This is a genomic window from Paenibacillus sp. UMB7766-LJ446 (genome assembly GCF_030226665.1).
GTDB classification, from domain to species: domain Bacteria; phylum Bacillota; class Bacilli; order Paenibacillales; family Paenibacillaceae; genus Paenibacillus; species Paenibacillus vandeheii.
The window spans coordinates 20,745-30,278 of the sequence record NZ_JASOYM010000027.1; the positions used below are offsets into that span (position 1 = coordinate 20,745).

Consider the following 9,534-nt stretch of genomic DNA (forward strand, 5'->3'; position numbering starts at 1 on the left):
GAAAGTCGAAGGAATTCCTATTACGACCCTGTTGTTCTCATCATTAATCTGATGCATTCCCTGTCGAGTCTCTAACGACCAATTCAGGCTTAAGTACAATTTTCTGTGGTGATTTACCTTCATCTTTTAGCTCATCAATTAATAAATCAACGGCACGATGCCCCAGATCCTCAATAGGTTGGGCAACCGTCGTCAGAGGTGGACTGGTTACTGAAGCCAGAATCGTATTATCAAATCCGATGATTGATACATCTTCAGGCACACGCAGGCCTAGCTCTTTGGCAGCCTGAAGCGCACCAATTGCCTGCATGTCGTTGCAGCAGAAAATGCCTGTGGCTCTATTCTTTTCCGTGAGCAGCACGAGCGCCTCTTTTTTGGCTGAACCCAGATCGGCAGAAGACTCTCTCACCTGATCCGCTTCAAGAGAATGACCCGCCTTCTCCAATACTTCACGAAATCCGCGTATGCGTTCCTGACTGCTGCTGACTTTGAACGGTTCGGACAGCACTGCTACGTGGGTATGACCCAATTCAAGCAGATGCTGCGCTGCCAAAGCACCGCCAAGCCTATCATCGATGGCAACGGTATGCACCGATAACGACGGCATATGACGGGCAATTAGAGCAACAGGTATGGACTGTTGCAGAAGTGGGGACAGAATTTCGGCGTTATCAATACCCGTTCCGATCATCATGCCGTCGACCCTTTTTTGCTGAAGCAGATTCAGATACCGCTCTACGCGCTCGTCCTTATTGTCTGTGCTGCAAATCACGACGCTATAACCCAACTGCCGACTGCGATCCTCTACCGCTCTGGCCAGCTCGGCAAAATACGGATTGGAGATATCGGGCACGAGCAGTCCGAGCGTGTATGTCTGCTTACCTGTAAGTGCCGCGGCGATCGCGCTCGGCTGATAGTGAAGACGCTCCATGATCTCCATAATCTCGGCGCGCCGCTTCTCGCTAATTTTCCCTTTGCCGTTAATAACCTGTGAGACGGTTGCAATGGATACACCCGCCTCGCGTGCTATATCATATATGGTTGCTTTCATTGTTATTTCCCCATTTGTGCTATATATAAATTTCCTTATATATAGGTAATCGTTTTCTTCTCATTATGCAGGGGGAAGTCCGCATACGCAACTTGAAACCAAAGCAAATTATGAACCAAACCTGGATTACTTCCTGGATAACGAATAATGGAATCGGATAATCTGGCTCACTTGAAGGATAAAATATAGGAGTATGCCATCTACCTGCATTACTTTTTATTCATTAGCCAATCATGGTCCGGGTCGTTGTGAAACTTCCAGGTCCGGGTTGGTCCTGCCATCACATTCAGATAGTAGACCTCGTATCCCGGAGGAGCACCTACCGGATGGTATCCACACGGGACAAGCACAACTTCCCCGTTGTTCACTGCAAGCGTCTCATCCACAGCGCGATCATCTGTGTAGATACGCTGAATGGCAAACCCCTGCTCTGGCTGTACTCGGAAATAATACGTCTCTTCCAGCAAGGATTCGTCAGGTAGGGCGTCCCGATCATGTTTATGCGGAGGATAGCTCGACCAATGTCCATCTGGCGTGAACACCTCAACGACGAGCAGACTGTCTGCTTCTTTTTGTTCAGGCAAAATGTTGTGAATCTGTCGTTCCAAGTTGCCATAACCTCGTGTCTCAACACCCACATCTTCGGGAGCAATCAGACGAGCTGGATACGTGCCTTTACCTGGTGCCGCGCATATCGCAATCTCCAATGCGGTACGAGCTGTTAACTCCACTCGATCTGAACTGGATACGTAAATCGAATACGGAGGAATTTTCTCGAAGACGCTCATTCTTTTGCCGATATTCTCCCACGTGTATTCACGAGTACTTACATTCGCCAAACCGCTGAGAAGCACAATACAGAGTTCCTGATCCCCGCTCTCACGAGTTAGAGTCTGTCCTTCCGCAAGCTGTACGACCTGAAACCCAACATATTGCCAGCCCGCAGACTCTGGTGTGACCGTCAATAACGTTCCGTCTGCTTTCGGATTCGACACAGGTTTTACTACACGTTCTGACATGCTTTCTTTCACTCCTTCCGGTATTTATCCTTAATTTTTATGGCTGTCTATTAGATGAAATGCACTTGTTATGAAAATGGCCCTACCTACGGAGCAACCGTCTGCGATTCCACCGACATTCCCGGGACTTCCCGCAGCTTCACGGGTCTGCCTTGCTCCATGGACATGCGCGCCGCGAGCGCGACACGTTCTGCCTGAACTGCATCATTCCCGTTCACGATGACAGGTGTATCGTTCCGGATCGCGTCGATGAAAAGAGCCGTCTCCTGTACATACGCTTCATTGTATCGTTCCAGAAAAAAGTGCAGCGGCTTGTCTCGCATCAGTCCGGTCGCTGTACTAATTTCTGCCGTATTCGGATGATCGTTCGCAGCTGCGGCGCTGCCCAATGAGCCAAATACCTCAACACGCTGATCATATCCATATACCGCCTGGCGGCTATTATCAATAACACCAATTGCTCCATTTTCAAAACTCATTGTCACAATGGCCGTATCCACATCACCGTATTCTGCAAAAACAGGATTGATCAGCACATTACCCTGTGCATAAACTTCCTCTACTTCACTCCCGGACAGATACCGGGCCATATCGAAATCATGAATCATCATATCCATGAAAATCCCGCCAGACACCCGAATGTACTCCGCTGGCGGTGGACTCGGGTCACGAGAAGTAATTTTGATAATATGCGGTTCCCCAATTGTTCCGTCCTGCACATGTGAACGTACACGTTTGAAGTTATGGTCGAAGCGACGATTGAATCCGATTTGCAGCTTTACCCCGGCCTTTTGCACGGCTGCAACAGCTGCCTGAGTTTGATGAAGATCCATACTAACCGGCTTCTCGCAAAAAATATGTTTACCCGCCTGGGCTGCCTGTTCAATCAGTGGCACATGCGTATCTGTTGAGGAACAGATCAGCACTGCATCCACATTTGGCGTGGCGATCAGCTGGCTGCTATCTGTCGTTACCACCGGAATGCCGCGGCTGGAAGCCCACGTCTCCAGTTCGGGTCCTGCAAACAAATCACTGATCCCCACAATCTCGGCATGTGGGTTGCGCAGGAGATTATCTGCATGAATTTTACCAATGCGCCCAGCGCCGATGATGCCAATTCTCACTTTATCCTTGCCCATTCCGTTATCCTCCCTGTATGTGTCCATGTGGACTCAACGTTCTTCCCTTGGCCAGGGTATGCCCTATGTCCTGAGTGACTACCAGCGGGCAGTGACCATCTTTTTGCGAGTATAAAATTCAACGCCATCCGTGCCATTGGCATGCAAATCACCGTAGAAGGATTTCTTCCAGCCGGAAAAAGGGAAAAATGCCATTGGCGCTGGTACGCCCAGGTTAATACCCAACATGCCCGCATCAATGGTTTCACGGAATTGACGCATGCTCGCTCCGCTGCGGGTGAACAGACACGCCCCGTTGGCAAAGTCGGAAATGTTCGCCAGTTCCACAGCTTCCTCCAGCTTAGCTACCCTCGACACCGAGAGCACTGGTGCAAATATCTCGTCCTTCCAGATCTTCATGGTGCTCTGCACCTCATCAAATACCGTCGGACCAACAAAATAACCGGACTTGCCTGTCGCCTCATCTTTACGACCATCCCGGATCAGAGCAGCACCTTCCTGTTCTCCGGATTCAATGTAGCTGAGTGTACGTTCCTTATGTGGACCACGAATCACAGGACCTAGGAACACCCCTTCATCCATACCGTTACCAATCGTGATGCGATCTGCCGCTTCCACCAGCTTTTGTACCAGCGTGTCAGCAACATCACCCACGGCGACAACAACGGAGCAAGCCATACAGCGTTCTCCGGCGGAACCGAAGGCTGCGCTGGTGATTTCCTTCACTGTCAGGTCGAGATCGGCATCCGGCATAACGATCGAGTGGTTTTTGGCACCGGCGAGCGCCTGCACCCGTTTGCCATGTGCGGAGGCGGTGGTGTAGACGTATTCAGCGACAGGCTGTGAGCCGACAAAAGAGATCGCTTGAACATGCTTGTGTTCAAGCAGCCCGTTCACGACGTCATGCGCACCGTGAACGATATTGAGCACGCCGTCCGGAAGCCCTGCTTCCTTGAACAGCTCAGCCAGGCGGCCTGCCAGCAGCGGTGTGCGCTCGGACGGCTTCAGGACAAAGGTGTTACCGCACGCAATCGCCAGCGGGAACATCCAGCACGGTACCATCATCGGGAAGTTGAAGGGGGTTATTCCCCCAATAACACCGATTGGGTACCGGTACATGCCTGACTCCAGCCCGGTGGCGATGTCGGGCAGCTGTTTGCCCATCATCAGGTTCGGGGCACCTGCCGCAAATTCGACGCATTCAATGCCGCGCTGTACTTCGCCGTAGGCTTCCGCATAGCTTTTACCATTCTCCAGCGTGACCAGCCGAGCGAGTTCTTCCCAGTGCTCTACCAGCAGCTGCTGGTAGCGGAACAGAATCCGCGCACGGCGGGGAACCGGTGTACCGCTCCAGGACGGGAATGCCTCCCGTGCCGTCTGGACGGCCAAATCCACGTCCGCCTGTTCAGACAGCGGTACGTGTGCAATGACCTCTTCCGTAGCCGGATTTACGACCAGCTCCGTACGGGTTGCCGCCGGGGTCACCCAGGCACCCCCGATCCAGTTTTGAACCATTGTCGCTGTTGCTGACGCTTCCGAAATCCCTTTTCCCATAGCCCTGTCTCCCTTCGCTTATATGTGCGTTGCCTCAAATTACTCCATGTACTCCAAGTACTTCAACACGCTTCAGGACACCGTAATTTCGCCCCGATTGCATCGTTCAATATAGTCATTCACTTGTTCCACCGTTGGCATCGCATCCGAGCAGCTATGGCTGGAGATCACGATACTTGCTGCCGCACTGCCAAACGCCATGCTGCGTTCAATCGTCCACCCCTGCATCAACCCATACAGGAAGCCCGCCGCGTAGGAATCACCTGCACCAAACGTTTTCACCACACGCGCAGGGTAGCTGTCCGCTTGATGAGATAGCCCTTCACCTGTATAGGCAATGGAGCCTTCCTTGCCATGTTTGATGACCACAATTTTAGCTGAAAAGTCGAACCATTTTTGCGCGGTCACCTGATCGCTATGGTCTGGATTATGGTCAAACGTCTCCATCATGTCGAACTCTTCACGTGTGCCCAGGATGATATCGCATTTCTCGGCTGCGAGGTTATAATAAACCGCTGTCTCTTCTGCTGATGTCCATGTGTATGGACGATAGTCCAGATCAAACACAATGACTGTGCCATGCTTTTTCGCATACGTCAGCGCCTGGAATACCGCTTCACGCGATGGACTTTGGGCGAGGGCTGTACCTGAGATCAGCAGCACTTTGGAGTCGGCAATCAGCTGTTCCTGCACCTCTCTCGATTGCAATAGCAGATCAGCTACATTGTCGCGATACATCAGAATGCTGCAGTCAGTTGGGCTTTTGATCTCGGTAAAAGCAAGCCCTGTCACCGCTCCGGTATCATCTGTTACCACATTTGACGTATCGATCCCGTTCCGCTCCAGATAGCTGTGGATGAATCGACCCATCTGGTCATTTGCGATTTTGCCGATAAACGCCGTTTCCATGCCGAGTCTGGACATGCCAATCGTAATATTGGCCGGAGAGCCGCCCACATATTTCGTAAAGGTCATTGTCTCTTCCATCGGGCGATTGATCTCGTTGGCATTCAAGTCGATGCACAGACGGCCAATCGCGGTGAAATCCATCTTCCTGGAACCAGGAAAGGATACGTAGGTCATTGCATTTGAACCCCTTTCTGTGATGGGATTTTGCACGTTTATATGGATAACTTATTTAGAATTGCGAAGTTTAAAGTTTTAAGTTTTGTCTCTGTAATGTTGTTAGAAAAATCATCAAACTTACATACTCATCATCCGGTTTACCTCATGGTATGGCTCTCTCCCGATTGCCATGACTTTATCAGCTGTGTTGGTATAGGGACTCCATATATTGCAAAGATCTCCGCGCATACTCATATGGATTATGAATTGCAGGGTCTTGTTCCCCTTCAAGCATCGCCCAGCCATCGTACCCTCGGGTGATCAATTCCTGCAGAATAGGCGCAAAATCAATACAACCATCTCCGGGAACCGTGAATACCCCTTTACGGATGCAACCCACAAAATCAGACTGTTCTGCCCTTGCTTCGTCCAGCACTTGATGACGGATATCCTTCAGGTGGATATAGGCAATCCGGTCATAATGCTTGCGCAAGAGCGTCAGGGGATCTGCTCCACCGTAGAAGGCATGGCCTGTGTCATAGAGCAAATAAACAAGAGATGGGTCGGTCAACTCCATCAGTTTATCGATCTCTTCTGGCTTCTCCACAACAGTGCCTCCATGGTGATGATACGTCAGTTTCAACCCGTGCTCACGAGCGATGGCCCCCGCTTTGTTTAGCCCCTCAGCAAGGATGTGCCATTCCGATTCACTGAGTCTCAGCACTTCTTTTTCATGTGGTGTCCGCCTTGGATCAAAATGCAGCGAGCCGCCTACCTCCGCCGTGCTAATCACCGTGCTGCCCATCGATTGCAGAAATTCTGCGTGTCTTCGGTAGCTGTCCAGCTCAGACTGACGATATGCCGCGTCGGAGAACAAAACCGATTTCCACTGGGAAACGAGGCGTATGCTGCGCTTGTTTAGCTCCTCCCGCAATATGACTGGATCCGTGGGATATTTCCGTCCCATCTCCGTACCTGTCAGTCCGAGCCGCTGAATATCATCCAGAATCTGTTCACACGTTGTTGCATCACCATGCTCCTTCACATCCTCTCCGACCCAGTTGATCGGATGAATCCCGAGCTGAAATGGCAGCTTGTTCATGGCTCCACGTCTCCTTTTATGATTCAACATTTCTCGCATTATTCAGTGCAGAGTGCTGAACGATGCATTTTGCATAATTTCGAATCAACTCACTCCTGGGTGCAAGATGTTTAGAGGAAAAAGCAACCTGATCCATACAACGGATATACGAGTGAGGCATACCCATCTATATCATGCTGGTTAGAAGATACTTTTGGACTAATGCACATGCATGAGTAATTAAATGAGTTTAGTTCTGGCACGATTTGCCTGCATCGCGTGGTGAGCATGAACCACTTTTTCTTCCGTAGATACTTCTGGCACACCCACATTCCACCACGACTCATATCCGCCTGCATTGGTTCCGGGAACGACCGGAATTTCAATCAATGTAGTTACGGTCTCATTCCGTGCATCTCTTAACGCCTGCTCCAATTGTTCTGTCGTCTCTGCCTTATAGGCTTTGGCTCCAAGGCTGCGGGCATGAGCTGCAAAATCGATAGGCATGTAATCCCCAGTCAGTTGTCCGCTCTCCGATTCCCGATAGCGGAACTCATTGCCAAACCCGTCACTTCCGTGCTCCCGCTGCAAATTGTGAATACACTGGAATCCGTTATTATTAAATAGCAAAATGGTCATCTTCTTCTGTTCCTGCAAGCTCGTCACCAGTTCAGAATGCAGCATCAGGTAACTGCCGTCACCCACCATGGCATACACTTCCCGCTCAGGCTCGGCAAGAGCTGCTCCGAATGCCCCGCTTACCTCATAGCCCATACAGGAGAAGCCATACTCCATGTGGTATGTTTTTGGTGCAGATGCACGCCACAGACGGTGCAAATCTCCGGGTAAACTTCCCGCAGCACACACGATGACAGAAGAAGGATCAATGGTCCGGTTAATGACACCGACCGCAGTGGTCTGGGCCAGCCCAGCCTCGTGCTGCAGTCCATAAAGCCGATCCACTTCGCTGTTCCATTCATCCCGCAGTTCGGCGATCTCGGATGTTCCGTAACCGCTGCGGTATTGCTGTTTCTGTAAAGCCGTTTGCAACGCTTGCAGACCTTCCCGTGCATCAGCCAAAATCGCTTCCCCGCCCAGTTTGGCGGCATCCATGCCGTTCAGGTTAATATTAATGAAAGCCGCATCAGGATGTTGAAAAGCAGATCGGGACGCCGTCGTAAAATCCGAGAAACGGGTACCGACGCCGATTACCACATCTGCTTCCCTGGCAAGCCTGTTGGCAGCCAGCGAGCCGGTTACGCCGATGGCTCCCACATTAAGTGGGTGGTCCCACGGCAAGGCACTCTTGCCAGCCTGCGTCTCGGAAACCGGAATGCCAAATGCCTCGGCGAATTCAGACAGCTGCGCGGACGCCTCGGCATACAACACGCCGCCGCCAGCAATGATCAGCGGCTTCCTGCCACGGGCAATCTGCTGCGCTGCCCGTTCAATAGCCGCCTGGACCGGAGGACGACGGTCCAGGTAATGCACCTTGCGGGCGAAGAACGTTACAGGGTAATCGTACGCCTCTGCCTGCACATCCTGCGGCAGCGCCAGCGTTACTGCGCCCGTCTCCGCCGGGTCCGTCAGCACGCGCATCGCCTGCGTGGCGGCTATCATCAGCTGTTCGGGACGCACGATGCGATCCCAGTATTTGCTGACCGCTTTGAACGAATCAGTAGCTGAAATGGTATAATCGCCACTGACCTCCAGCTGTTGCAGCACAGGATCTGGTTCACGCGTGGCAAAGTTATCCCCCGGAAGCAATAAAACAGGAATCCGATTGACCGTTGCGGTTGCCGCTGCGGTAATCATGTTCAGTGCACCTGGGCCGATGGATGTCGTGCAGACATAAATCTGTCTACGGTTCTTCTGCTTGGCATAGGCCGCTGCCGTATGTACCATGCCTTGTTCATTTTTCCCCTGCGTATACGTCAGACTTCCAGAACTGCGCTCCAGTGCCTCTCCAATCCCCGTTACGTTGCCGTGTCCAAAAATGCCAATGACACCCTTCACAAACTTCGTTTCCACCCCATCAACCGAAATATATTGCTGATCCAGGTATCGGAGCAGTGCCTGAGCCATCGTCAGTCTAATTGTTGTCATGGATTGACATCTCCCTTCCCTTTACGGGTTAAGCGCTTAATCTACGTTAAGTTTAAGCACTTTACCCCTAAAGGTTAAGCGCTTAATTGATATAGTATTACAGGCTGAAGGATTAGGCAAGATATTTTTGTAAGCATTTTAAATAAATAAAAATTAAACCCTACTTTCTGAATATATTTCTGTGCACTATCCTATCGTTGTTAATGAGGAGATCTGATAATCTCATATCTCTATACTTCCGTAATCATAATGGTACTATTGAGATTATGTTTGTTAGCAGTGGAAAGAGTGTCCAGGTACAGATGGAAACGTAAAAAAAACCAAAAGAGAGATGGCAAGAACCATCTCTCTTTTGGTTTTACTATAAAAGCGGGTGATGGGAATCGAACCCACGCTATTAGCTTGGAAGGCTAAAGTTCTACCATTGAACTACACCCGCATGTAAAAATCGGGATGACACGATTTGAACATGCGACCCCCTGGTCCCAAACCAGGTGCTCTACCAAGCTGAGCTACATC

At 50.8% G+C, this 9,534-nt stretch carries 7 protein-coding genes and 1 tRNA gene; all 8 read right to left on the bottom strand.

Annotated features, from left to right (window positions below; genetic code table 11):
* Nucleotides 1-43 precede the first annotated feature (43 nt).
* Complete coding sequence (locus QP794_RS32805) at nucleotides 44-1,051, bottom strand: LacI family DNA-binding transcriptional regulator (RefSeq protein WP_285080820.1); 1,008 nt, start codon at nucleotides 1,049-1,051, stop codon at nucleotides 44-46.
* A 209-nt stretch (nucleotides 1,052-1,260) separates the two neighbouring features.
* Entirely contained in the window at nucleotides 1,261-2,070 is an 810-nt protein-coding gene (iolB, locus tag QP794_RS32810; protein WP_285080821.1) for a 5-deoxy-glucuronate isomerase, read from the bottom strand.
* An 86-nt stretch (nucleotides 2,071-2,156) separates the two neighbouring features.
* Nucleotides 2,157-3,209: an inositol 2-dehydrogenase gene (iolG, locus tag QP794_RS32815; protein WP_285080823.1), complete on the bottom strand. Its 1,053-nt coding sequence runs from the start codon at nucleotides 3,207-3,209 to the stop codon at nucleotides 2,157-2,159.
* 78 nt (nucleotides 3,210-3,287) lie between these two features.
* Nucleotides 3,288-4,763, bottom strand: a complete 1,476-nt coding sequence (locus QP794_RS32820) for a CoA-acylating methylmalonate-semialdehyde dehydrogenase (RefSeq protein ID WP_285080824.1) — start codon at nucleotides 4,761-4,763, stop codon at nucleotides 3,288-3,290.
* Nucleotides 4,764-4,835: 72 nt separating this feature from the next.
* Nucleotides 4,836-5,846 (bottom strand): 5-dehydro-2-deoxygluconokinase, encoded by a 1,011-nt coding sequence (gene iolC, locus QP794_RS32825; protein ID WP_285080825.1) that lies wholly within the window; start codon nucleotides 5,844-5,846, stop codon nucleotides 4,836-4,838.
* A 181-nt stretch (nucleotides 5,847-6,027) separates the two neighbouring features.
* Nucleotides 6,028-6,930 carry a myo-inosose-2 dehydratase gene (gene iolE, locus QP794_RS32830; protein ID WP_285080826.1) on the bottom strand — a complete coding sequence of 301 codons (903 nt, stop codon included), beginning with the start codon at nucleotides 6,928-6,930 and terminating at the stop codon, nucleotides 6,028-6,030.
* 219 nt (nucleotides 6,931-7,149) lie between these two features.
* Nucleotides 7,150-9,015, bottom strand: coding sequence for a 3D-(3,5/4)-trihydroxycyclohexane-1,2-dione acylhydrolase (decyclizing) (gene iolD, locus QP794_RS32835; RefSeq protein WP_285080827.1), 1,866 nt, complete (start codon nucleotides 9,013-9,015; stop codon nucleotides 7,150-7,152).
* Between the two features lie 368 nt (nucleotides 9,016-9,383).
* Nucleotides 9,384-9,454: transfer RNA gene (locus QP794_RS32840), tRNA-Gly, on the bottom strand.
* Nucleotides 9,455-9,534: the final 80 nt, after the last annotated feature.